This is a genomic window from Sphingomonas aracearum, from assembly GCF_003345355.1.
In the GTDB taxonomy this organism is placed as follows: domain Bacteria; phylum Pseudomonadota; class Alphaproteobacteria; order Sphingomonadales; family Sphingomonadaceae; genus Sphingomonas; species Sphingomonas aracearum.
The window spans coordinates 651,358-673,006 of the sequence record NZ_QQNB01000002.1 but is presented as its reverse complement, the minus strand read 5'-3'; the positions used below and the strand labels follow the sequence as shown (position 1 = coordinate 673,006).

General features: G+C 71.1%; 17 protein-coding genes, 2 pseudogenes and 1 riboswitch. Of the genes and pseudogenes, 7 read left to right on the top strand and 12 right to left on the bottom strand.

Annotation, left to right across the window (positions count from 1 at the left end; genetic code table 11):
• Nucleotide 1: 1 nt before the first annotated feature.
• The 4 genes from DVW87_RS10500 to DVW87_RS10485 form a co-directional block, all read right to left on the bottom strand.
• Entirely contained in the window at nucleotides 2-556 is a 555-nt protein-coding gene (locus DVW87_RS10500; RefSeq protein WP_114687712.1) for a hypothetical protein, read from the bottom strand.
• Between the two features lie 11 nt (nucleotides 557-567).
• Entirely contained in the window at nucleotides 568-2,559 is a 1,992-nt protein-coding gene (locus tag DVW87_RS10495; RefSeq protein ID WP_114687711.1) for a TonB-dependent receptor plug domain-containing protein, read from the bottom strand.
• A gap of 110 nt (nucleotides 2,560-2,669) precedes the next feature.
• Nucleotides 2,670-2,859: riboswitch (cobalamin riboswitch) on the bottom strand.
• Nucleotides 2,858-3,643, bottom strand: a complete 786-nt coding sequence (locus tag DVW87_RS10490; RefSeq protein ID WP_114687710.1) for an ABC transporter ATP-binding protein — start codon at nucleotides 3,641-3,643, stop codon at nucleotides 2,858-2,860. Its footprint overlaps the riboswitch before it by 2 nt.
• The gene (locus tag DVW87_RS10485; RefSeq protein ID WP_114687709.1) at nucleotides 3,637-4,623 is read right to left on the bottom strand and encodes a FecCD family ABC transporter permease; all 987 of its coding nucleotides are present in this window, start codon (nucleotides 4,621-4,623) and stop codon (nucleotides 3,637-3,639) included. Before DVW87_RS10485 ends, DVW87_RS10490 begins: the two co-directional genes overlap by 7 nt.
• A gap of 77 nt (nucleotides 4,624-4,700) precedes the next feature.
• On the opposite strand from DVW87_RS10485, the gene DVW87_RS10480 reads away from it, so the two are divergent.
• The gene (locus DVW87_RS10480; protein ID WP_114687708.1) at nucleotides 4,701-5,555 is read left to right on the top strand and encodes an ABC transporter substrate-binding protein; all 855 of its coding nucleotides are present in this window, start codon (nucleotides 4,701-4,703) and stop codon (nucleotides 5,553-5,555) included.
• Nucleotides 5,556-6,476: 921 nt separating this feature from the next.
• Here the strand turns inward: DVW87_RS10480 and DVW87_RS10475 are convergent.
• On the bottom strand, nucleotides 6,477-9,920 hold the full coding sequence (locus DVW87_RS10475; RefSeq protein ID WP_114687707.1) for an error-prone DNA polymerase: 3,444 nt from the start codon (nucleotides 9,918-9,920) through the stop codon (nucleotides 6,477-6,479).
• A gap of 69 nt (nucleotides 9,921-9,989) precedes the next feature.
• Between DVW87_RS10475 and DVW87_RS10470 the strand changes: the two genes are divergently transcribed.
• Nucleotides 9,990-10,247 carry a type II toxin-antitoxin system Phd/YefM family antitoxin gene (locus tag DVW87_RS10470; RefSeq protein ID WP_220149816.1) on the top strand — a complete coding sequence of 86 codons (258 nt, stop codon included), beginning with the start codon at nucleotides 9,990-9,992 and terminating at the stop codon, nucleotides 10,245-10,247.
• The gene (locus DVW87_RS10465; protein WP_220149815.1) at nucleotides 10,244-10,654 is read left to right on the top strand and encodes a type II toxin-antitoxin system VapC family toxin; all 411 of its coding nucleotides are present in this window, start codon (nucleotides 10,244-10,246) and stop codon (nucleotides 10,652-10,654) included. The genes DVW87_RS10470 and DVW87_RS10465 overlap by 4 nt, the downstream gene beginning before the upstream one ends.
• Nucleotides 10,655-10,661: 7 nt before the next feature.
• Here DVW87_RS10465 and DVW87_RS18680 read toward each other — a convergent pair whose 3' ends face one another.
• The 4 genes and pseudogenes from DVW87_RS18680 to DVW87_RS10455 all read right to left on the bottom strand — a co-directional run bounded on the left by DVW87_RS18680 (nucleotide 10,662) and on the right by DVW87_RS10455 (nucleotide 14,169).
• Nucleotides 10,662-11,027 carry a DUF6504 family protein gene (locus tag DVW87_RS18680; protein WP_476712794.1) on the bottom strand — a complete coding sequence of 122 codons (366 nt, stop codon included), beginning with the start codon at nucleotides 11,025-11,027 and terminating at the stop codon, nucleotides 10,662-10,664.
• A 210-nt stretch (nucleotides 11,028-11,237) separates the two neighbouring features.
• Nucleotides 11,238-11,525, bottom strand: a pseudogene (locus tag DVW87_RS18675) (DinB/UmuC family translesion DNA polymerase); the annotation flags it as partial.
• Between the two features lie 264 nt (nucleotides 11,526-11,789).
• Nucleotides 11,790-12,338 (bottom strand): annotated as a pseudogene (locus DVW87_RS18670) (Y-family DNA polymerase); the annotation flags it as partial.
• Nucleotides 12,339-13,470: 1,132 nt separating this feature from the next.
• The gene (locus DVW87_RS10455; RefSeq protein WP_181814834.1) at nucleotides 13,471-14,169 is read right to left on the bottom strand and encodes an ImuA family protein; all 699 of its coding nucleotides are present in this window, start codon (nucleotides 14,167-14,169) and stop codon (nucleotides 13,471-13,473) included.
• A gap of 148 nt (nucleotides 14,170-14,317) precedes the next feature.
• Between DVW87_RS10455 and DVW87_RS10450 the strand changes: the two genes are divergently transcribed.
• From DVW87_RS10450 to DVW87_RS10445, 3 genes are all read left to right on the top strand, one after another.
• Nucleotides 14,318-15,088, top strand: coding sequence for a single-stranded-DNA-specific exonuclease RecJ (locus tag DVW87_RS10450; RefSeq protein WP_220149814.1), 771 nt, complete (start codon nucleotides 14,318-14,320; stop codon nucleotides 15,086-15,088).
• Nucleotides 15,037-15,387, top strand: a complete 351-nt coding sequence (locus DVW87_RS18230) for a hypothetical protein (RefSeq protein WP_220149813.1) — start codon at nucleotides 15,037-15,039, stop codon at nucleotides 15,385-15,387. The genes DVW87_RS10450 and DVW87_RS18230 overlap by 52 nt, the downstream gene beginning before the upstream one ends.
• A gap of 65 nt (nucleotides 15,388-15,452) precedes the next feature.
• Nucleotides 15,453-18,641, top strand: coding sequence for a helicase-related protein (locus tag DVW87_RS10445; RefSeq protein ID WP_114688189.1), 3,189 nt, complete (start codon nucleotides 15,453-15,455; stop codon nucleotides 18,639-18,641).
• Between the two features lie 183 nt (nucleotides 18,642-18,824).
• Here DVW87_RS10445 and DVW87_RS10440 read toward each other — a convergent pair whose 3' ends face one another.
• Nucleotides 18,825-19,250 (bottom strand): MAPEG family protein, encoded by a 426-nt coding sequence (locus DVW87_RS10440; RefSeq protein ID WP_114687705.1) that lies wholly within the window; start codon nucleotides 19,248-19,250, stop codon nucleotides 18,825-18,827.
• Nucleotides 19,251-19,420: 170 nt separating this feature from the next.
• Here DVW87_RS10440 and DVW87_RS10435 point away from each other — a divergent pair, with 170 nt between their 5' ends.
• Nucleotides 19,421-20,668, top strand: a complete 1,248-nt coding sequence (locus tag DVW87_RS10435) for a methyl-accepting chemotaxis protein (RefSeq protein WP_114687704.1) — start codon at nucleotides 19,421-19,423, stop codon at nucleotides 20,666-20,668.
• Nucleotides 20,669-20,686: 18 nt separating this feature from the next.
• Here the strand turns inward: DVW87_RS10435 and purQ are convergent, their stop codons facing one another.
• Nucleotides 20,687-21,358: a phosphoribosylformylglycinamidine synthase subunit PurQ gene (gene purQ / locus DVW87_RS10430; RefSeq protein WP_114687703.1), complete on the bottom strand. Its 672-nt coding sequence runs from the start codon at nucleotides 21,356-21,358 to the stop codon at nucleotides 20,687-20,689.
• Entirely contained in the window at nucleotides 21,355-21,585 is a 231-nt protein-coding gene (gene purS / locus DVW87_RS10425; protein ID WP_114687702.1) for a phosphoribosylformylglycinamidine synthase subunit PurS, read from the bottom strand. The genes purQ and purS overlap by 4 nt, the downstream gene beginning before the upstream one ends.
• Nucleotides 21,586-21,649 lie beyond the last annotated feature (64 nt).

Sequence of the window (21,649 nt, the reverse complement as noted above, 5' to 3'; positions counted from 1 at the left end):
TTCAGGCGGCGGTTGGCGCGGAGGTGCGGCGCGGCGCGGGCACGCCGAGCCGCACGAGCGCCTGATAAGCGAGCATCAGCCCGGCGAGGATCAGCGCCTCGCGGCCGAACTGTCGCAGCGCCCAATAAGGCGACAGCGCGGTATGCACGCCGCCCAGCACCAGCGACCAGGCGACCAGGGCCGCCTTGTACGCGACAAAGCCGGTGCCGAACGCGGTCGCCAGCGAGACGAGCGGCGAGGGGTTGGCACGCGCGCCCCAGCGCGCCGCCGCCACCGCCGCCAGCGCCGCCGTCAGCATCGCCGCGCCCCAGGTGAAGGTGAGCGGATCGCGCGGGTAATCGAGCACGCAGAAGCCGATCAGCTGGCTGGCGAGCCACGCGAGCGCGATCAGCGCAAAGCCGTCACGCGTGCGCATCCGCGTGGCGGCCAGCGCCGCCAGCGCGGCGAACGGCGTGGCGCAGGCGAGCACCAAGGTCGTTCCCGCGCTGGCAAGGGTGAGCAGGACAACCCAGAGCGCCGAGGCGCGGCGGCTGGACGGAAGGGCGTTCCGGGTCATGCCTTTTCTCCTCAGAAGCGGCCGCGGAAGCCGGCATAGATGCTGCGGCCGAGCGTGCCATAACGGTAAACCGTCTGATACTCCTCATCGAACACGTTTTCCGCGCGAACGAAGAAGCGGACCTCCGGCGAGATCGGCAGCTCCGCGCGCAGATCGACCAGAGTGTACGGATCGAGCCGGGTGGTGTTGGCCGCATCGTCGAAGCTCTCGCCGGCCCAGCGCACCGCCGCGCCAAGCGACGGCCCGCCGTTCGGCAGGGCATAGTTCACCCCGGCATTCCAGCTGTGGCGCGGGCGGCGGGCAAGCTGCAGGCCATAGGTGGCCGCGCCGGCGGAGCGGTCCTCCGAGGCGACCCAGCTGTAATTGCCGTCCACCGACAGCCCCTCGGCCAGCGACACGCGGCCGGACGCCTCGATGCCGTTGGCGAAGGCGCGGGCGACATTGCTGTAATAGCCGAAGCGGCGCGCGCTGGTGCTGCCCGGCACGAAGCAGAGCGGGGTGGTCGAGGTGGTGGAGCAGCCGACATAGGTGATGAGGTTGGTGGAGCGCCGCTCGAAATAAGTGGCGCCCAGGGCCACGCGACCGTTCAGGAAGCGCTGCTCCGCGCCGGCTTCCCATCCGGTCGCCTCTTCCGGGTTCAGCGCGCCGTTCCCGTATTCGGAATAGAGCTGGTACAGGGTGGGCGCCTTGAAGCCTTCCGAATAGCTGGCGCGGATCACGGTGCCCCAGGGTGCCGTGTAGACGCCGCCGCCGGAGAACAAGGTCTTGCTGCCATAGCGGTTATGGTCGTCGTTGCGCACGCCGCCGGTCAGCGTCAGGCCCTCGATCACCGTGGCGTTCAGCTGGCCGTAGAAGCTGGTGATCTCCGCCCGGCCGCGCGACGCCGCAGGGATGGGCACGGACAGGCTGGACGGCGGCGAGACGCTGCGAAAGCGGCTGACCTCGTTCTCGGCACCGAACGTGGCGTCCACGCCGGGGAGGATGGCGACGCTGCCCTGATATTCCAGGCGGTGGTTCTTGCCGGCGGCATCGAACGTCTTCTGGCGCGCCAGCGTGGGATTGTAGTTGTCGCGATCGGTGTCGGTATAGCCATAGCCGAAACGGTTGCGGAAACGGCCGCCGAACAGGTCCACGTTGAGGCCGGCATAGCCGACGAACTCGCGGTTCTTCGAGAACTCGGCGCTGTCGCCGGAGAAGCCGTCGATCTCCACCCGGCCATCCGAATAGTAACCGCGAACGTCGGCGGACACGCCTTCGGTCAGCGTCAGCAGCGCGCGGCCGGTGACGGACTGGTTGCGATAGCCGTCGCGTTCACGCCCGCCGAACTCCGGCGCGATGGCGGAGATGCCGTCGGTGGTGAAGGTCTGCGCCGCCACCCGCCAGGCGAGCGGGCCGGTGCGGCCGCCCAGCGCCGCGCGACCGCTGACGGTGTCGCGGCTGCCGGCCTCCACGTCCATGCTGGCTTCCAGCGTGTCGGTGGGCAGCGGCGTGACGATGTTGACCACGCCGCCGATCGCCTGGCTGCCCCACAAGGTGGATTGCGGCCCGCGCAGCACCTCGATGCGGCTGGCATCGCCGGTCAGCAAGTTGGCGAAATTGTAGCCGCCGCCGGTGGAGGACGGATCGTTCAGCTTCACGCCGTCGATCACGACCACCGTCTGGTCGCTTTCCGCACCGCGGATGCGCAAGCTGGTGGCGGTGCCGTAGCCGCCGTTGCGCGACAGGCTGACGCCCGGCGTGCGGATCAGGAGATCGGCGACCGACAGGTCGCCGGCGCGGTCGATCGCGTCCTTGTCGAGCACGGTGATCGACGCCGCGACGCGGTCGATCGAGACGGGGCCGCGATTGGCGGTGACCACGATCGTGCCGGGCTCCGCGGCGTTGGTGCCGCCGTTTTCGGTGGCAACGGGCGCGGCGGCGGCATTCGGCGCGGGCGCCTGCTGCGCCAAGGCGGGCACGGGAGCGAGCACGGCGGCGCCCGCGAACAGAACAAACTTCCTCATCGAACAAATCCCCAACGACAAACACGCCCCGGCACGCTTGTCGCGCCGAGGCCAGGCTCTTGTCGTCTCGCGGGTTTTCACCCCGTCCGTCCGGCGCACCCTGGCCGGTCGAAGGACGACTGCGTCGGGCAGGTCTCCTGGCTTGCGGGTCAATGCCGTAATCGTGCCGCCTTCTCAGGACCGAAATCCCAATGGCATGTGGCACGGTGGCTCGCCGCTCACAGTTGCAGGGGCAGCCGGGGTCTTGAACCCCGTTCCCTTTTGATCCCCTTGCGGGGAACCCGTCGCGGGCCGGCCCTTACGTGGCGGCGTTCGCGCCGTCAACGATGCGGGCAAGCGGCACGCGCAAGGGCGGATCGTCGGCGATGAACGCGCGCACGCCATAGACGCGGGCGAGCAGCTCGGCGGACAGCACGTCGCCGGGCGCGCCGTCGGCGACCAGCGCGCCGTCGTGCAGCACCAGCAGCCGGTCGCAGAAGCGCGCCGCGAGCGTCAGGTCGTGGAGCACGGCGAGCACCAGCCGGCCCGCATCCGCTTCTGCGCGGAGCAGCTCCATGCCGTGCAGCGCGTGCGCGGGATCGAGGCTGGACAGCGGCTCGTCGGCGATCAGCGCGGGAGCCTCCACCGCCAGCGCGCGCGCCAGCAGCACGCGCGCGCGCTCGCCGCCGGACAGCTCGGTGGCGGTGCGATGGCGCAGCGCGGTGACTTCGGTACGCGCCATGGCGTGTTCGATGGCGGTGCGGTCCGCCTCGTCCAGCCGCGAGAAGGGCGCGAGATGGGGCAGGCGGCCGAGCGCGACCAGCCGCTCCACCGTCAGCGGCCAGTGCAGGGTCTGGCCTTGCGGCAGATAGGCGACGCGCCGCGCGATCTCGGCGCGGGTCAGGCGGGCGATCGGCGTTTCGTCGAGCCGCACCTCGCCGGCATGCGGCACCAGCCCGAGCAGCGCGCGCACCAGCGTCGACTTGCCCGCGCCGTTGGGGCCGAGCACGCCAACCAGCCCGCGCCCGGCGGCGAACGAGACGCCGCGGACGACCTCGCGCCGGCCAAGCGCGACCGACAGCTCGCGCGCCTCCACCTTCACCACAGGCGCCGCTCCCGCAGGAGGTGGACGAGGAACACCGGCACGCCGAGAAAGGCGGTGACGACCCCCAGCTTCAGCTCGTTGGTGGACGGGATCACCCGCACTGCAACGTCGGCCAGCGTGAGCAGCGCCGCCCCCGCCAGCGCGCTGGGCCAGAGCAGCGCGGAAGGGCTGCGATCGGTGAACGGGCGCAGCAGGTGCGGCACGATCAGCCCGACGAACCCGATCGCGCCGGACACCGCCACCGCCCCGCCGACGCCGATCGCGATGCCGAGCAGCAGGCGCAACCGCGTGCGCCGCAGGTTCACGCCCAAGGCCGCCGCGCCGTCCTCGCCCAAGGTCAGCGCATCCAGCGCGCGGCCCTGGCCGGCGAGCAGCAGCAGGCCGGCCGCGATGCAGGGCAGCGCCAGAGCCACGTGACGGAACGAGCGATCCTCCAGGCTGCCGAGAAGCCAGGTCATGATCTCCATCGCGGCAAAGGGATTGGGGGCCATGTTGAGCGCCAGGCTGATCCCCGCGCCGGCCAGCGTGGACACGGCGATGCCGGCAAGGATCAACGTCAGCGGGCTTTCGCCGCGCCCCGCCAGCGCGAACAGCAGCAGGAGCGTGACCACCGCGCCGGCAATGGCGAGCGCCGGTAGCAGGAGGAACGAGGCGTCGGCCAGCCCGAAATACAGCGCCAGCACCGCGCCCAGCGCCGCGCCGTTCGACACGCCGAGCACCGCGGGCTCGGCCAGCGGGTTGCGCAGGTATCCTTGCAGCGCCGCGCCGCCGACGCCCAGCATCGCGCCGACCGCCAGCCCCAGGACCGCGCGTGGCAGGCGCAGCTCGACCAGGATCGCGCGCTCGATCGGGTCGCCATGCCCGGCCAGCGCCGCCCAGGCGCGAGGAAGCGAGATCACGGTGCTGCCGATCCCCACGCCCAGCAGCGCGGCGAGGAGGGCCAGGAGCAGCAGCGAGGGCCAGAGCCAACGGGCGGTCACGGGGGAGCAATCTCGCTTGGCGATGGCAGGGTGTGCGGCCCCTAGCGGAAAGGACGCGCAAAAGGCAAAGCGCCGATATGCGCCGGCTGTTCGTGCTTCCCTTTCTGTGCCTGCTGCTCGGCGCGGCGCCGGCTGCGGTGCGGCCGCAGCGCATCGTGTCGCTGAACCTGTGCGCCGACGGCTATCTGCTGGCGCTGGCGGATCGTGGGCAGATCGCCGCGCTGACGCAGCTCGCGACCGATCCCGACATGTCCTGGGGCGCACGGCAGGCGCGCGGGCTGCGCACGATCCGGGGATCGGCGGAGGACGTGCTGGCGCTGCGCCCGGACCTGATCCTTGCCTCGCCGGGCAAGCGGCGCGAGACGATGGCGCAATTGCGCGGTCGCTCGATCGCCACGCTGGACCTGGCGCCGGCGGAGAGCTTCGCGGCGATCACCGCACAGGTGCGCGAGGTGGCGGTGGCGGTGGGCCATCCGGAACGCGGCGAGGCGCTGATCGCGCGGATGGCCGCCGCGCTTGCCCGCGTGCCGCGCGGCGTCGGGAGGGGGCGGGTCGCCGCCTATTACCAGCGGCGCGGCTATCTGACGGGCACGGGCACGCTGATCGACGAGCTGATGGGGCGGGTGGGCCTGGTCAATCTCGCCACCCGGCTCGGCAAGCCGTCGCTCGCGCGGATGAGCCTGGAGGAAATGGCGCGGGCGCGGCCCGACTTCCTGATCGTGGAGACCGGCGCGGAGCGGGTGGTGGATCAGGGAACGGAGATGCTGCAGCACCCGATCCTGGCCGGCATCCCCCGGCTACGGCTTGCCCAGGCGTGGACGGTATGCGGCGGGCCGGGCTACGTCGCCGCCGCGCGCGCGCTGGCGGCGCAGCTGCGGGCGGCGGCGCCGGTGGCTCGTCAGGCGGGTTCGGCCGCGAGCTCCGCCAGATAGGGGTGCGCCAGGGCCCGCGCGGCGTTGCGGGCGCCGTTCACCCGCCGGCTGCCGGCGACGGTGCGGTAGAGCGCCAGGGCGTCCGCCAGTGGGCGTAAGCGGAAATCGATGGGGACGCGCAAACGCCGGGCGCGCGTGTACGCGGCCCGTGAACACGAGGGAAAGGGATCGACCGGCGCGTCCTAGCCACGGTTTTGCACCCGGGGCTCGACGACTTTTGAGACACTCGCTGAACTACGAAGCGTCGAGACTTCTTGTGTCTGCCGGGTATCGGCGACGCCCCCGGTACTCTGCCGCACCGGCTCTGGCATGGAGATCGAGTTGAACCGCTGTCACCGGTTCCGCTCGCCCTCCGGACGTCTTCAAACCTTCCCCGACCCTGATGAACGGACATCCGACTTTAGTCCCGGATGGCTCCGCGCCGGTCGATCGCCGGGCATGGTGCTTGTGACGGCACCACCACCGGCTGCTTTCGTCCAACCCCGCCGCAGGCCCTTACCGCGGTTCTGAACTGCTGCGGCGTATAGCCAGATGGGTTCGTGTTGTCAAGCTTTCTGTTCCCCGGCGGAGGCCGGGGTCCAGTTGGGGGCGGGTGGTTGGGGGTTTGCGCGCTATCACTCCGGCCTTCCCAGCTGGGCCCCGGCCTTCGCCGGGGAACAGGGAGGATTGGTTCTCGCGAAGACGCGAAGACGCGAAGAGAAGGGTAGAAGAGGGTTCACGCGGAGGCGCGGAGGCGCGGAGGAGGTTTCGTGTCGGGTGAGCGGGTGGCCGCCTCATCGCATTTCTGACGCGCTTTGCGCGTCGATCTTGCTCTCTCTCTCTCTCTCTCTCTCTCTCTCTCTCTCTCTCTCTCTCCGCGCCTCCGCGTGAACAAACCTTCTGCGCGTCTTCGCGTGAGAACTCCTTGCTGCTCAACCAGCCTCAGTGGAAGTCGTGGCTCTTGATCGGGATCACGTCCTCCGGGTCGCAGCCGGTGCGGAAGGGGGGATGATAGAGGCTGCGGGGCTTCCATACGGGCTGGGCTCTTTGCGGATCGCGGCTGTCGGGGGAGCCGCCGCCGGTGGCGCCATCGGCGGGGCTCGTCATGCGCGGCAGGTCGATGTCGCCGACGGCGCGCAGCAGGGCGGTCTGGTCGTGGATGCGCGCGGCGATGACGTGGATCACCTCGCCCTCGCGCTGCACCACGCCCGTCACCGAGATCATCGCCGAGGACATGACCACCGTGCGCTGCGCCTCGAACCGGTCGGGCCACAGGATGATGTTGGCGACGCCGGTCTCGTCCTCGATCGTGATGAACAGCACGCCCTTGGCGCTGCCGGGCTTCTGGCGGACGAGGATGATGCCGGCGACCTCCACGCGGCGCCCGTCCTTGATCCGCCGGAGGTCGGCGCAGCGCCGGATGCCGCGGCCGGTCAGTTCCTCGCGCAGGAAGAACAGCGGATGCTCGCGCAAGGTGAGCTGCGTGGCGCGGTAATCCTCCACCACCTCGCGCCCGGCGGTGAGGGGAACGAGGCTGACCGGCTCCTCGCGGCGCTCGATGCCCGCAAGTAGCGGCAGCGGCGTTTCGCCCAGCCCGCGGATCGCCCACAAGGCCTGGCGCCGGTCCAGCCCCATGCCGGCAAAGGCATCGGCCTTGGCGAGCTTTTCCAGCGTGGCGAGCGGCACGCCGGAGCGGCGCCACAGGTCTTCGACAGAGCGGAACGGCGCCTGCGCACGGGCGGCGAGGATGCGGGCGGCGTGGATGGTGGAGACGCCGTGGACGATGCCGAGGCCGAGGCGCAGGGGGAGGGTGTTGCTACCGCCTTTTCTGTTCCCCGGCGAAGGCCGGGGTCCAGCCCCAAGGGTGTCGCACGCGGCAGCGTGCTCCGCGCTGCCGCGCGGATTTCTTTGGAGGACTGGACCCCGGCCTTCGCCGGGGAACTGCTCGCGCTTGCTGTCAACCAGCCGCGTGTCCCAGTCGCTGTCGAGGACGCAGACCGGGCGGATCTCCACCCCGTGCTCGCGGGCGTCGCGGACGATCTGCGCGGGGGCGTAGAAGCCCATCGGCTGCGCGTTGAGGAGCGCGGCGCAGAATATGTCCGGATGGTGGCACTTCATCCAGGACGAGGCGTAGGCGATCTTGGCGAAGCTGGCCGCATGGCTTTCGGGAAAGCCGTAGGAGCCGAACCCCTCGATCTGCTTGACCAGCTTCTCGGCGAACTCGGGATCGATCCCGTTCTTCGCCATGCCGCTCATCAGCTCCTCTTTGAACTGGCCGACGCCCTGTGTGTACTTGAATGTTGCCATCGCCTTGCGCAGCCCGTCGGCGCGCGCGGGGGAGAAGCCGGCGCCTTCAATCGCGACCCGCATTGCTTGTTCCTGGAACAGGGGCACGCCCAAGGTCTTGCCCAGCACTTCCTCCAGCTTGGGGCTGGGATAGTCGAACCTGGTATCCGGATTGCGCCGGAGCTGGTCGCGGCGCTTGAGATAGGGGTGGACCATGTCGCCCTGGATCGGGCCGGGGCGCACGATCGCGACCTGGATGGCGAGATCGTAGAACTCGGTGGGCAGCATGCGCGGCAGCATCGCCATCTGCGCGCGGCTTTCGATCTGGAACACGCCCAAAGTGTCGGCCTTCTGGATCATGGCAAAGGTCGCCGGGTCGTCCGTCTGCAGTTCGGGCGAGGCCAGGGTGAGGCGCACTCCCTTGTGCTCCGCCAGCAGCTCGAACGCGCGGCGCATGCAGCCGAGCATGCCCAGACCGAGGATGTCGACCTTCATCAGGCCGAGCTCCTCGATATCCTCTTTCTCCCATTCCACCACCCAGCGGCTTTCCATGGCGGCGGGCTGGACGGGCACGAGATCGTGCAGCGGCTCGCGGGTGAGTACGAAACCGCCGGGATGCTGCGACAGGTGACGCGGCGTGCCGATCAGCTCGCGCGCCAGCTCCAGCGTGAGCGACAGGCGCGGATCGCCGCGATCGAGGTTCAGCGCATCGACGTGCCGGTCGGCGACGCCTTCCTCCGACCAGCCCCAGACCTGGCCGGCGAGCGCCGCCGTCATGTCCTCCGGCAGGCCCAGCGCCTTGCCGACCTCGCGCACCGCGCCGCGCGCGCGAAAGCGGCTGACCACCGCGGTCAGGGCCGCATGCTCACGGCCATAGGTGCGGTAGATCCACTGGATCACGTCCTCGCGGCGTTCATGCTCAAAATCGATGTCGATATCCGGCGGCTCGCGGCGATCGGGCGAGATGAAGCGCTCGAACAGCAACTTGTGCTCGATCGGGTCGATCGAGGTGATGCCCAGCACGTAGCAGATCATCGAGTTCGCCGCCGATCCGCGGCCCTGGCACAGAATGTCCTGGCTGCGCGCATAGCTGACGATGGAGTTCACCGTCAGGAAATAGGGCGCGTATTCCATCTGCGCGACGAGGCCGAGTTCATGGTCGAGCAGGTCGAGATAGCGCTGGTCCGGCACGCCGTTGAACGGCTCGCCCTCGAACAGCTTGCCAAGCGCGGTGCGCGCGAGCGTGTCGAGCGCGGCCTGGGGCGACTTGCCGCTGATGACGACCTCTTCCGGATATTGGTAGCGCAGCTCGCGCAGGGAGAAGGTGCAGCGCTCCACGATCGCCTCGACGGCGGCGAGGGCCCGGGGGTGGCGGGCGAAGCGGCGCGCCATCTCCTCCGGCGGCTGGAGGCAGCGGTCGGCGGAGCGTTCGCGGGCGAGGCCCAGCTCGTCCACCGTGCGCTTGCTCCGGATGGCGGTGACCACGTCCTGCAGCAGGCGACGGTCGGGGTGGTGATAGAGCACGTCGCCGGTGGCGAGCGGGGAAAGGCCGAAACGCGCCGCCGCGCGCTCGGTAAGGTGCAGCCGCCGGGCATCGTCGGGACGGCGGCGATGGGTGAGGCAGACATGGCCGCGGGCCGGTCCGAAGATGTCGGCCATCCAGCGCAGTTCCGCCTCGTGCGCGCCATCGGCCCCGGGCACCAGCGCGCCGACCAGGCCCTCGGCATAGGCGTCCACATCCTCCCAGTGGAGAAAGCACTGCCCCTTTTCCCCGGCTTGCGCATCGGCGCGGTTGTTGCCCAGCGTCAGCAGCCGGGTGAGCCGGCTCCATGCGGCAAGGTCTTCCGGCCAGACGAGCAGGGAAGCGCCGGTGACGAGATCGAGCCGGCAGCCGGCGACAAGGCGGATGTCGAGCCCCTTGTCCTTCTTGATCTCCTCGCTGGCGTAGAGCGCGCGCACGACACCGGCGACCGAGTTGCGATCGGTGATGCCCATTGCCGGCATGCCCATCTCGGCCGCGGTGGCGAACAGCTCCTCGCACGACGACACGCCGCGCAGGAAGCAGAAGTGGCTGGAAGCCTGGAGTTCGCAGTAGGTCATTGGCGGGGTGGCCTGAGATGACTATGTGAGATGACCAGTTCGGAGGCGCAGATGGGCAAGCAGGTGGGCATGGCCGAGTTCAAGGCGAACTGTACGCGGTTGCTCCGCGAGGTGAGCGAGAGCGGCGAGCCGATCACCGTCACCGTGCGCGGCAAGGTGGTGGCGGTGGTGTCGGCGCCGGTGGAGGAAAAGCGCGCTCCACTGAAAAGCGCGTTTGGGATGCTGCGAAGCGACCGATATCGTTTCGACATGGACCCTTCGGAACCGGCAGCGGATCCAGCAGATTGGGAAGCCAACAACCCGGCCGAACTGTATCGCGAGCCGTGATCCTCGACACGCATGTGCTCATCTGGATGGTGGAGGGCGATGCAAAGCTCGGTCATCAGGCGCGTCTGTTGATCGATCGTGAGCGCGAGAGCGGCAGTGTCAGCATCGCGGCCATCAGCTTGTGGGAAACGGCAATGCTGGTGGACAAGAACAAGATCGCGTTGAGCGCTCCCGTTCACGAATGGTTTGAGTTCGTGTTTGCCTCGGAAGGCTTTGAGCTTGCGCCGATCAGCGTGAACATCGGTGTTGATGCAGGCAGCCTGCCGGGCGACATTCATGGTGATCCCGCCGATCGGTTGATCGTGGCCACTGCTCGCGCGCTTGCGCGTCCGGTGCTTACTGTTGATCGCAAGATTCTCGGCTATGCCGCCAACGGCCACGTTCAGGCGATCGACGCGCGACGCTAGAGGTGCCTCACCGGCCATGGAGGAACCAGGCGAGGTCGCCGGTTTCGGCGCGCACGCCGTCGCCGCGGCGGTAGAGCCAGAAGCGGTCGCCGGCCTCGTCCTCCACGCGGTAGTAATCGCGCACGGCGAGCCGCTCGGCGGAGCGGCGCCACCATTCGCCGGCGATCCGTTCCGGCCCGTCGGCGCGCACCACGCGGTGGCTGAGCCCGCGCCAGGTGAAGCGGCGCGGCGGCTGGTCGGGCAGTTCGGCGATGACATGCTCGACCGGCTCCGGACGGCGCAGCAGCCGCGCCGGGCGCGGCCAGCGCGGGTGCCAGGGATGGTCGGGCGCGCGGGCATCCAGTTGGCGTATGTCGTCGGCGCGCAAGGGCACGCCGCGGCCGGCGGGCGGATCGAGCGGGGCGAGGAGGGTCAGCGCGCGTTCGGGTACGTCGCTTTCCACCGGCTGCACGCGCCACAGCCGGCCGGTGCCGATGCGGTTGACCAAGGCGTCGATCAGCGGCGCGAGATCGGCCGCGGCCTCCCCGGCCAGGCTGGGGGCGAGGGTTTCGGCACCCAGCGGATCGGCGCGGCGGACGTGCAGCGCCAGCGCATCGATGCCGCAGCCGGGATCGATCTCCTCGATCCGGCGCAGCGCGAGGCGCAGCATGTGCGCCGGATCGCGCGTGGGCCGCGAAAAGCCGAGGCGCAGGCATTGCGGGCGGTTGTCGACGCGGGCGGCGACCAGCTCCACCGCGCGGGCGCCCTGGCCGGCGCGGGCGAGTTCCTGCGCCAGCCGGGCCATCAACTCGCGCAGCCAATGCTCGATCGGCTCGGCCGTGAGCAACGGTTCGGCGAAACGCTGCTCCACCGCGATGCGGGTGGGCGGCACGACCGGGTCGAGCGGCTCCGGCGCGCGGCCGGTCGCCTGGTCGAGCCGGGTGACGATCGCCGCGCCGAAGCGGCGCACCAGCGGCGCGCGAGGCATGTCCAGCAACTGGCCGACGCTGTCCACGCCCAGCCGCGCCAGCAATTCCAGGGCGGCCGGCTCCAGCCGCAGCGCCGACACCGGCAGCGGCGCGATCGCCGCGATGTGCGTCCCCGGCGCGACGATCTGCACCGCCTGTCCGCCATGGCGCGCCAGCGCCCAGGCGGCACCCGCGCTGTCGGCCACCGCCACGCGCCCGCCGATGCCGTGCCGGGCCAGCAGGCGCAGCAGACGCCGGGCAAAGCCGGCCTCGCCGCCATGGAGATGCGCCACGCCGGTCAGGTCGATCAACAGCCCGTCCGCGTCCGACACCGCCACGATCGGCGCCCAGCGGCGCGCGAGCCGTTCCGCCAGCGCGCGCAGGTCGGCCGCGTCACCGTCCGGATCGGCGGCGCGGACCTCCAGGTCCGGCACCTGTGCGCGGGCGAGCGTCAGCGCGGTGCCCGGCGCCAGCCCCAGCGCTTGCGCGGCCGGGTTGACGGCGGCGATCTCCACCCGTGCGCCCACCTTGTGCGCCGTGACGAGCGGCGGCTCGGCGGGCGGCGCATAAGCGAGGCCGACGGGTGCTTCCTCCTCACGGCACACCCGCGCCACCACGCTGCCGAGCGTGCGGCCGGTCTGGAAGAAGCGGCCCTGGCCGTAGGTAGGGGCGGTGGGCTCGCACTTGCCGTGATTGTCGGGGTGCGGCCCTTCGCCGGGGAACTGCACGGAGGGCATGGCGGCAAGCTGCGCCAGGGAGGGGGCTGCGATATAGCCTGCCTCCCCGCCATGACCGTCACGCGCGCTGCGCCGGGGGGCTTTCATGGCGCGCCTGACGACCACGTCCTCGCCCGGGCCATGGACGGGCGGCAGGGCAGCGGCGCGCCCGATCGACAGGGCCCCGTGTGGTGCTTCGTTGCGGTAGCGCGCGCGGTTCGGTTCGCGCGTTGCTGACCCGGCCGGGTCCGGGGCTGAGAACCGGAGGGAGGGGCGCGCGTGGCAATCGGCTTCGCTGGTCGGTGTCGTGTTGCCGATCGGAGCCCCTTGCCGGTGCAGCCGGGACGTTTGCAAGAGGTCCACTTCGTCATGCCGGACCTGTTCCGGCCTCCACCGCCCCGCATGTGCCGCGGTCGCATCCGCGGCACCGTGGATCCCGGAACAGGTCCGGGATGACGCCAGGGAAGAGGCTGTCGAGTGACCTTTCGCAGAGGTCCCGCATAGGCCATCACGCCTGTCCCCCACCTGGGCCCCGGCCTTCGCCGGGGAGGGGGATGCGTGAGGGACGCTGGAGGGCTGGAGAGCCGCTTCGTTGCCAACGCGCGTGCGTCCGGTGTCGCCCCGCAAGGCGGCGCCGCGGCCTGCCTTGGCCGGCGCGTCCTCGCCCGGGAACTGGAGCGGTATTCTTGCGGCATGGCGGCCGACCTCGTCCGGCGGCATCGGCCGGAAGGGATTGTCGACCACTTCGCTGCGCCGGGAGAGCTCCTGAAAGGAAGGGCGCTGGTGCGTGGGCAGGGCGTCGATCGCCGCCTGCACGTGCCCGCCGTCCCAGCCGCGCGTGCCGGGGCGGAACAGGGGCTCGGCGGCTTCGGTGCGGCGCGACAGCTCGCGCAACAGCGACGGCGGGGCGACGCGTTCCTCCGCCGGGCGGCGGAAGGGGTTGTCGGCCGCCTGGCTGACCCGGCCCAGCTCGCGCTGCGGCGGGCGCTGGTGCGCGGGCAGCGTTTCGATCGCGGCCTCCACTTCGGCCCGCTCGCTCTTGGCCCAGCGCGCGCCGGGGCGCCAGCCGCCCTCCTTGGGCACCGAGCAATGCTGCGACCGCTCGGCTGCGGCAACCGCACCCAAAGCGTCAAAGGCGGCGCGGCCGTCGGCTTCAGCCGGCGGCGCGTTGCGGCGCTCGGCCTGCCGCAATCGATCGATCGACCAATGGGGCAGGTAGAGCGAGGCGACCCGTTTCATCTGCAGCCTCCACGACAAGTTCGAACGGTTCGCCGCCGCGCTGGCGCACGCAGGCCAGGCGCCAGCAGGCGCGGCCCAGCCCCTCCCACGGCACCGGCAGGGACGGCGCGGCGGAAACGCGCCAGCGGGTAACGGCGGCGGACGGCATGCCGAGCGGATCCTCCCCGGCGCGCGCCACCCGCTTCAGCAGCAGGGCGACGGTGCGCTTGCCCTCGGCGGCGAGTTGCAGCCGCCGGGTGGAGGCGGTGGCCACGCGGCGCGCCTCGCCGATCACCGCGCCCAGCACGCCGTGGCGCAGCCCTTCCTCCATCAGCGCCAGCAGTTCGGCATCGTCGCGCGCCTCGGCATAGATCACCCTTTGCGGGTCGAGCCCCGCCTGGAACAGGCCGGGGGCGAACAGGTCGCGCGCACGCACCACCCACAGGATCGGCCCCGCCGTGCGCGCGGCAATGCCGGCCATGAAGAGCACGGCGGCGGCATCGTCTCCCCAACCGGCGCCGGTGCCGGCGATCTCGTGCAACGCATCGAGCCGGAGGCCGCCCTCCGCCAGCCGCCTGTCCATCGCCTCTACCCCGAACGGCAGCACCGGGCGCTCGCGCACGTCGCCTTCCATGGCGCGCAGCGTCTGGCGCAATTCGGCGAGAGAGGGCACGGCAGCGGACACAGAACGACTCGAACAAAGACTGTTCCGCTTTTGTTCCTGTTTGCGGTGGCCGAGTCAACCGGCGGAGCGCATCCGCTTGTGCCACGTTGTGCCAGCCATGATCGGTGCCCTTGCCAACACGCCAGACCTTCACGCCGCCGCACGCGACGCGATGCGGGAGGCGCTCGCCCGCATGGACGCGGGCCGTCCGGTGCTGGTGGTCAGCCATTTCGATGCCGATGGCCTGGCCGCCGCCGCCGTGCTGGTCCGCGCGCTGGCGGCGGCGGGGCGGCGCGTCGAGCCGCTGGTGCTCGGCAAGGGCGAGACGCCGTGGGACGCGGCTGTCACCGAGCGGCTGCGGGAGCGTGCGCCGGGCGGCGTGATCCTGGCCGATCTCGGCACGCGCGCCGATCCGGTGTTGCCGGGCTGCGCGACGCTGGTGATCGACCACCATGTGCCCACCGGCACGCCCGAGGGCGCGATCACGCTGAGCGGCAACGGCCTGTCGCCCGAGCCGACCACCGCCTTGCTCGCCTGGTGGGCGGCGGGCGCGCTAGGCGATGTGGGTGATCTGTTGTGGCTCGCCGCGATCGGGCTGATCGGCGACATGGAGGAAGGGCGCGCCTTTCCCGAGCTGATGCAAGCGCAGGCCCGCTGGGGCAAGACGGCGTTGCGCGAGGCGGTGGTGCTGGTGAACGCGCCCGGCGCACGGCCTCCGCCGACGCCGGGCCGGCGCTGCGTCTGCTGTTGCGGGCGGACGGGCCCAAGGCGATCACCAAGGGCACCGACGCGGACGCCCTGGCGCTGCACGCCGCCCGCGCCGAGGTGCGCGCGGCGATGGAGGAGGCCAAACGCGTCGCCCCGCAGGTGCGCGGCCACGTGGCGCTGATCGCGCTCGATTCGCCGTGCCAGATCCACCCGCTGATCGCGCAGCAATGGCGCGGGCGGCTGAAGGACAAGATCGTGATTGCCGCCAATCGCGGCTATCGCCCCGGCTGGGTGCATTTCGCCGCCCGGTCGGCGAGCGGGCGCGACCTGATCGACTTCCTCGCCGGCCACCGCCCGCCGGGCGCCGACAGCCGGTATGGCAACGGCCATGCCCAGGCGACGGGCGGTGCGTTGCAGGCGGCGGACTGGAACGCCTTTGTCAGCGGCATCGGCTTTCCGGACGCGGCGCTGCCGGCTTGACCGGTCCGGAACCGGCGCAGACCCGGCTCGTTCGGCAAGGCTTCGAACTCAGGGGGTTTTTCATCATGCCGGCCGTTGCCGATCCTGCCGCCGCCGTTCTTGCCCCCAAGCCCGAACTGGCCGAACTGACCGCCGGTGCCGTGGCCGCGCAGCTGGCCGATGCGCTGGTGAAGGGCGACGTGATGTTCGCGGCCAGCGGCGAGCCGCGCGCGATGGCCGTCGCCGGGGCGCTTGCGGCGATGGCGCCGGGGGCCGAGGTGGTCTTCTGCCCCGGCAGCGACGCGCTGCCCGGGGACGAGGCGCCGGCCTCTCCCGCCAATATCGGCCTGCGCGTGGCCGCGCTGCGCCGCCTGCGTCTCGCCCAGGCAGCCAAGGAGCGGCGGCCGATCGCCTTTGTCGTGACCGGCGAGGCGCTGGGACGGCTATATCCTGCGCCCGCCGCCTTCGACGCCGCACCGCCGCGGGTCGCCGCAGGGGAGGAGGCCGATCTTGCCGCTCTCCACGGGCAGCTGGTCGAGGCGGGCTATGTGGACGACGATCGCGTCGACGAGCCGGGCGAAGTGGCGCTGCGCGGGCAGGTGCTGGACGTCTATCCCGCCGATGCCGAGGTACCGCTCAGGATCGAGGCGGTGGACGGGCGCATCGAGTTCGTGCGCCGATACGATCCGGGCACGCAGCGCACCACGGAGGATGTCCCCGCGCAGGAACTCGGCCGCGTTTCGGAGCCGGTGCTGGAGGGCAGTGGCGTGACCCTGGCCGACCATCTGCCCGGCGCGCAGCTTGCCGTGGAGGCCGCCGCCGAGGACCGCCGCCGCCGCTTCCTGGCGCTTGCCGCCGATGCCGAGCGACGCCGGCCGAAGCGGGCGATCAAGGCGGTGGCGGACGGCAAGACCTGGGAGAAGGCGGCGGCAGGCCATCCGGCGCTGACGCTCGCCGATGGCGGCGAGGCACCGCCGCGGTTCATCGAGCATCGCTCGCCGCTCAGGGCCTTTGCCAGGGCCGCAGCCGAAGCGACGGGGGCGGGGGACCGGCTGGTGCTGCTCGGCAGCGCGCGCGACCTGCGGTTCCTGCGATCCCGCGCGGAGAAGGCGCTGAAGCGGGAGCTGGTCCCGGTCGCGTCCTGGAGCGAGGTACGCGCCGCCGAGGCGGGCAGCGCGCTGCTGCTGGAAGCGCCGGTCGATCGCGGGTTTGCCGGCGGGGGCGTGGTGGCGGTGGCGGCCGCCGACCTGCTCGGCAGCCGGGCCGAACGCAGCGACGCGCAGACCGGCCCGGCGGACACGGCGCTGTTCGGCACCGGCGAGATCCGCATCGGCGACGTGGTGGTGCACGAGGATCATGGCATCGGCACCGTCACCGGGCTGGAGCCGATGCCGGCCGATGGCGAAGCGGAGCCGGGCGACGCCATCGCCATCACCTATGCCGAAGGCGGCGTGCGGCTGGTTCCGGTCACGGAGGCGGATCGGCTGTGGCGCTATGGTGGCGACGCGGACTCCGTGCGGCTGGACAAGCTGGACGGGTCGAGCTGGGAGAAGCGGCGCGGCGCGGTGGACGCCGCGGTGGCCGAAACGGCCCGCGCGATGGTGGCCATGGCGGAAGAACGTGGTGACCGGACCGCCCCGGTGCTGGAGCCGGAGATCGCCGCCTACGAGCGCTTTGCCGCCGGCTTCCCCTATGCGGAAACGCGCGACCAGGCGCGGGCGATCGAGGCGGTGCGCGCCGACCTCGCCTCCGGCACGCCGATGGACCGGCTGGTGATCGGCGATGTCGGCTTCGGCAAGACCGAGGTGGCGTTGCGCGCGGCGGCGCTGGCGGCGCTGTCGGGCTATCAGGTGGCGATTGCGGCGCCCACCACGGTGCTGGCGCGCCAGCATCTGGAAACGTTCGCCGAGCGGTTCGAGGGCACCGACATTGCCGTGGCAGGCCTGTCGCGCCTGTCGAGCGCGGCGGAGAAGAAGCGGGTCAAGGCGGGGCTTGCCGATGGCTCCATCCAGGTGGTGGTCGGCACCGGCGCGGTGGCGGGCAAGGGGATCGCCTACCAGAAGCTGGCGCTGGTCATCGTGGACGAGGAACAGCGGTTCGGCGCGGCCGACAAGACGCGCCTGCGCGACCTGGGCGCCGGCCATGTGCTGACGCTCAGCGCCACGCCGATCCCGCGAACGCTGCAGACGGCGCTGGTCGGCATCCAGCAGCTTTCGGTGATCGCCACGCCGCCGTCGCGCCGCCAGCCGATCCGCACCGCGGTGGGCGCGTTCGACGAGGCGACGGTGCGCGCCGCCCTGCTGCGGGAACGCAGCCGTGGCGGGCAGAGCTTCGTGGTGGTGCCGCGGATCGAGGACATGGCCTCGCTGGCCGCGCTGCTGGAGCGGCTGGTGCCGGAGCTGGAGGTGCTGCAGGCGCATGGCAAGATGCCGGCGGCGGAGATCGACGAGGCGATGGTGCGCTTCGGCAGCGGCGAAGGGGACGTGCTGCTCGCCACCAACATCATCGAGGCGGGGCTGGATGTGCCGCGCGCCAACACCATGGTGATCTGGCGGGCGGACCGGTTCGGCCTCAGCCAGTTGCATCAGTTGCGCGGGCGCGTCGGCCGCGGGGTGCGGCGCGGGCAGGTGCTGCTGCTCACGGAACCGGACAAGGAGATCGCCCCCCGGACGCTCAAGCGCCTGCGCACGCTGGAAGCGTTCGACCGGCTGGGCGCGGGCTTTGCGATCAGCGCGCAGGACCTCGACATGCGCGGGGCCGGCGACCTGCTGGGCGAGGCGCAGGCCGGGCACATGAAGCTGATCGGCATCGACCTGTACCAGCACCTGCTGGAAGCGGCGTTGCGCGCGGCGCGCGGCGAGGATGTCGAGCGCTGGTCGCCCGAACTGCACCTGGGCCTGGACGGGCGCCTGCCGGAGGAGTGGATGCCGGAGCCGGAGCTGCGCGTGACCTTCTACGGGCGGCTGGCGCGTGCCGAGGACCGCGCGGAGATCGACGCGTTGGAAGCGGAAATGGAGGATCGGTTCGGTGCGCTGCCCGACGGGGCGTCCACCTTGCTCGCGATCGCCCGTGTCCGCGCCCAAGCCCGTGCTGCGCGGATCGCCCGTATCGATGCCGGGCCGGCCGCCATCGCCTTCACCCCGCGCCGCGACTTTGCGGGTGAGATGGCCGGATTGGCGAAGAAGGGCGACCGCCTGCTGCTGGCCGAGCGAATCGAGGATGCGCGCGACCGGCTCGCGCGGGTGGAGGCGGTGCTGGAGGAAGTGGGCGGGTGAGGCCTGACCGGTGAACTTGCGCCTTTGCCGGCCTTGGTCGGATCGCTGCCGTCCGATAGAGCATGATAACCAGCATCCACCCGTCATTGCGAGCGCCGCGAAGCAATCCAGTGTTCCGCGCGCCGCTCTGGGTTGCTTCGCTACGCTCGCAACGACGGCTGAATCCTCGCCGGATCCAAAGCGTCAGAACACCGCCATGGCCGCGTGCAGCGTCATTGCGGCCAGCGCCACCGTGGCGGCGAGGAACAGGTAGAAGCGGACGGACACGCGGTTCACCGTCGCCTGCCAGAGGCTGTGCGCGATCCGCAGGGCGACATAGATCCAGGCGAGCGCCAGGTTGAACCCGCCGCCCGTGCCGGTCAGTGCCAGCACGCCGCACACCGCATAGAACAGCACCGGCTGCTCCAGCAGGTGGTTGTAGTTGTGCGCCTTCCACTGCGCCCTGGCGGGCAGCCCCTTGTCCGCGTGCGCCGACGTGGTGCCCACCATTTTGTTCAGGCGGAGCCCGGCCGCCGACAGGGCCGAGAAACGCGTGACCATCATCCACGCGAACATCACGAACGTCCAGGCGATCAGCGCCACCACGGGTTGCAGGATCGGGCTGTGCATATCTTGTCCTCCCTCCGGGCGGGATGCTGCCGATTTGCGACAAAGGACGCAATCGTCATCGCCTTGTCACAAATCCCTAACGCGGCCTTCACCTTTTCCTTCCTACAGACTGATCCATGTTGCTCGATCCTGTGCGTCTGCGTCCAGCCTCTCCTTTCGGATTTACCAGCATGAGCGTCGACCATGTGCAGAGCAGCGCCAGCCTTGCGGAGGTGATCGGCATCTTTCGCGCGCAACCCGATCTCCGCCTGCTGGCGGTGGTGGACGAGGAGCGCCGCCCGCTGGGCGCCATCACCGAACTGGACGTGCGCGGGATCCTGTTCAATCCGTTCGGCCATGCGCTGATGCAGAACCCCAGCTTCGGCCGGTCGCTGGACGCCCTGATCCGCGCTTGCCCGATCGAGGATGCGGATCGCCCGCTGGACGAGCTGCTCGACATCCATGCCGGCACGTCGGTGGAAGGCCTGATCCTCACGCGCGGCGGGCGGTTCCACCGCACGCTCGACAATCGCGATTTCGTGCGGCTGGCGGCGCGGCGCGAGGTGGAGATCGCCCGGTCGCGGGCCGCGCGGGCCGAGGCGGTGGACGCCGCCGGGCGCGGCTTCACGCGCGAGGTCACCGCCTTGTCGCACGGCCTGGTGCAGGCGGCGGAGCGGGTGCGCGCCCTGTCGCAGGGCATGGCGACGCGTGCGGCCGCCAACCGCATAGATTCCGCGTCCGTCGCCGCCGCCGCCGAGCAGACGGTGGTCGCCCTGGGCGAGATCGCCGCGCGGGGGCGGGGGCTGGCCCATGCGATCGAGCGGATCGCCCATGACAGCGGCGATGCCCGCGCCCGCCGCCGGGAGGCATATGACTGCGTTCGCGCGTCGGGTTCGCACATGGCGGCGCTGACCCAGAGCGCGCGGGCGATCGACGAGATGCTGGCGCTGATCCAGGAGATCGCGCGCAAGACCAACCTCCTGGCCCTGAACGCGGGCATCGAGGCGAGCCGGGCAGGCGAGGCGGGGCTCGGCTTCGGCGTGGTGGCGCAGGAGGTAAAGGCACTTTCGACGCAGACCGGCACGGCGGCGCGGCACATCGCCGACCATGTGCACCACATCCACCGCACGCTGGATGCGGTGGTGGCGGGCCATGGCGAGATCGAGCAGGCAGTGGAAGCGATCGCCACCATCTCCGCTTCCATCGACCAGGCGGTGGAGGAGCAGCGCGAAGCGACGTTCGGCATTGCCGCCACCGTCGAGCAATCGGTGGATGCCGGCGCGGACATCGGCGCGCGCGCCGGCCAGATCAGCGAGGGCGCGGCGGCGCTGGGTGGCGAGGCGGAGACGCTGGCCGGCCTGTCACAGCTGCTCTCGGACTCGGCCGGCCGCCTGCACGAGCGCGCCGACAGTTTCGTGCAACTGGTGGCGGAGCTCTGAGGCGGCCCGCCGCGATTCTCAGGCGGCGCTCACCAGATCGAACACCGCCTCGAACAGGCGGCGACCGTCGACACCGCCATGCGCGGCCTCGATCCGGCGTTCGGGGTGCGGCATCATGCCCAGCACGTTGCCACGCTCGTTCAGCAGGCCGGCGATGTTACGCGCGGAGCCGTTGACCGGCTCGGCATAGCGCAGGGCGATGCGGCCTTCGCCTTCCAGCCGGTCGAGCGTCTCGTCGTCGGCGGTGTAGTTGCCGTCGTGGTGCGCCACGGGCAGGACGATCCGCTCGCCGGGCTGGTAGCGATCGAAGAACGGCGGGCGAGCGCCTTCCACGGTCAGCGCGACTTCGCGGCAGACGAAATCGATCCCGGCATTGCGCATCAGCGCGCCCGGCAGCATCCCCGCCTCGGTCAGCACCTGAAAGCCGTTGCAGATGCCGAGCACCGGCAGCCCGCCTTCCGCCGCATCCGCCACCGCGCGCATCACCGGCGCCCGCGCCGCCATCGCGCCGGAGCGCAGGTAATCGCCATAGGAAAAGCCGCCGGGCACCGCGACGAGGCCGAGACCCTCTGGCAGAGTCGGCTCGGCATGCCACACCATGTCCGGCGTCGTGCCGGTCACCCGCTCCAGCGCGACGGCGATGTCGCGGTCGCAGTTGGAGCCGGGAAAGACGATAACGGCGGTCTTCATGCCCGCTCCACCCGGTAGTTCTCGATCACCGTGTTCGCGAGCAGGGTGCGGCACATCTCGTCGATCGCGGCGTCGGTCGTGTCGTCCGCCACGTCCAGCTCGATCAGCTTGCCCTGGCGCACGTCGTTGACGCCCTGAAAGCCGAGACCCTGCAACGCCTTGCCGATCGCCTTGCCCTGCGGATCGAGCACGCCGGGCTTGAGGGTGACGAAGATGCGGAGTTTCATGAACGGGCTTCCCGGTTGCGCGCGGAGTGTCTGCGCCTATGCCGGGTGCGTGGCCCGGGAGCAA

Bases quoted from the DNA above. Each gene is read 5' to 3' on its own strand.
- DVW87_RS10500 (WP_114687712.1), bottom strand. From the start codon at position 556: ATGACCCGGAACGCCCTTCCGTCCAGCCGCCGCGCCTCGGCGCTCTGG.
- DVW87_RS10495 (WP_114687711.1), bottom strand. From the start codon at position 2,559: ATGAGGAAGTTTGTTCTGTTCGCGGGCGCCGCCGTGCTCGCTCCCGTG.
- DVW87_RS10480 (WP_114687708.1), top strand. From the start codon at position 4,701: ATGCGCCGGCTGTTCGTGCTTCCCTTTCTGTGCCTGCTGCTCGGCGCG.
- DVW87_RS10475 (WP_114687707.1), bottom strand. From the start codon at position 9,920: ATGACCTACTGCGAACTCCAGGCTTCCAGCCACTTCTGCTTCCTGCGC.
- DVW87_RS10470 (WP_220149816.1), top strand. From the start codon at position 9,990: ATGGCCGAGTTCAAGGCGAACTGTACGCGGTTGCTCCGCGAGGTGAGC.
- DVW87_RS10455 (WP_181814834.1), bottom strand. From the start codon at position 14,169: ATGGAAGGCGACGTGCGCGAGCGCCCGGTGCTGCCGTTCGGGGTAGAG.
- DVW87_RS10450 (WP_220149814.1), top strand. From the start codon at position 14,318: ATGATCGGTGCCCTTGCCAACACGCCAGACCTTCACGCCGCCGCACGC.
- DVW87_RS18230 (WP_220149813.1), top strand. From the start codon at position 15,037: ATGGAGGAGGCCAAACGCGTCGCCCCGCAGGTGCGCGGCCACGTGGCG.
- DVW87_RS10445 (WP_114688189.1), top strand. From the start codon at position 15,453: ATGCCGGCCGTTGCCGATCCTGCCGCCGCCGTTCTTGCCCCCAAGCCC.
- DVW87_RS10440 (WP_114687705.1), bottom strand. From the start codon at position 19,250: ATGCACAGCCCGATCCTGCAACCCGTGGTGGCGCTGATCGCCTGGACG.
- DVW87_RS10435 (WP_114687704.1), top strand. From the start codon at position 19,421: ATGAGCGTCGACCATGTGCAGAGCAGCGCCAGCCTTGCGGAGGTGATC.
- purQ (WP_114687703.1), bottom strand. From the start codon at position 21,358: ATGAAGACCGCCGTTATCGTCTTTCCCGGCTCCAACTGCGACCGCGAC.
- purS (WP_114687702.1), bottom strand. From the start codon at position 21,585: ATGAAACTCCGCATCTTCGTCACCCTCAAGCCCGGCGTGCTCGATCCG.